At 44.8% G+C, this 1,343-nt stretch carries 2 protein-coding genes; both read right to left on the minus strand.

The features are described 5' to 3' along the window. Nucleotides 1-452: PLP-dependent transferase (locus A3735_RS26770; protein WP_197486075.1), on the minus strand; the 452-nt coding region annotated here is incomplete at its 3' end. Between the two features lie 61 nt (nt 453-513). Further along, nucleotides 514-1,343: amidophosphoribosyltransferase (locus A3735_RS26775; RefSeq protein WP_255375199.1), on the minus strand; the 830-nt coding region annotated here is incomplete at its 5' end.

Below are 1,343 nucleotides of genomic sequence, written 5' to 3' on the forward strand. Positions count from 1 at the left end.
TCGTAATCAGTCAGATCAACAAAGCTAATCTCAACACCAAACTTCTTTACAAACTTTTCTAGCAGAACTGTCGTCGTGCCAAAAACACTGCGCGAACAAATGACATGATCACCCTGCTCTAACAGAGCGTAGCAAACAGACATAATAGCAGCCATACCCGATGCTGCAGCAACACCACGCTCGCCTCCTTCTAAGGCAGCTAAGCGCGCCTCAAACATCGCAACCGTTGGATTGGTGAAACGCGCATAGATGTTCCCAGGCTCTTCGCCTGCAAATCGTGCAGCAGCTTCTTGCGCTGAATTAAACACAAAGCTTGAGGTCGGAAAAATCGCTTCGCTGTGTTCAAGCTCAGGACTTCTAATTTGCCCAGCTCGTACTGCAAGCGTCTCTAAACCAACACCGTCCAAATTTGGAACGGGAATATTACCTTTCGGTGGCTGGCTATTCGCCATCTCTTCTCACCTTTAATTCGAATTTTTAGTTTTCTATGACAAATAATGAGCTAATTCAGCCTTAATTGTCGTTATGAAGATCGATAGTGGCGTCATCTTCATTTAACTTCTTTTTGTTTGAATCATTACGTGCTTGCTCAAGCCTGTCGAGGTAATCACCACATATATCACCCGTTGGATAGACTCCGTTGAAGACCGAGCAATCAAACTCATCAATGTCTTCGTTTCCATCTTTCGCACAACGAATAAGATCTTCCAGGTCTTGATAAACTAGCCAGTCTGCACCAATAATTTCCTGAATATCTTCAACCGTGCGGTCATGTGCAATCAACTCAGTTGCAGCAGGCATATCGATACCGTAAACATTTGGGTATCTTACCTCAGGCGCGGCAGATGCAAAGTACACGTTTTTAGCACCAGCGTCTCTAGCCATTTGTACGATTTCACGACATGTCGTACCCCGTACAATTGAGTCATCGACCAACATAACGTTTTTATCTTTAAACTCTAGTTCAATGGGGTTCAACTTCTGACGTACCGACTTCTTACGCTGATTCTGGCCTGGCATAATAAAAGTACGACCAATATAGCGGTTCTTGATGAAGCCTTCGCGAAACTTCACACCCAACTCCACCGCCATTTGCATTGCAGAGGTACGGCTAGTATCGGGGATAGGCATGACAACGTCGATATCGTGATCAGGACGCAGTCGTTTTACTTTTTGGGCAAGTGTTTCACCCATACGCAGGCGCGCCTTGTAAACAGAGACCTTATCTATAATAGAATCAGGGCGCGCGAAGTATACGTGCTCGAAAATACAAGGTGTCAGTTTAGGGTTTTCAGAACATTGCTGTGTATGCAGTGTTCCATCATTCTCAATATAGATCGCTT

The organism is Oleiphilus sp. HI0061, assembly GCF_001635675.1.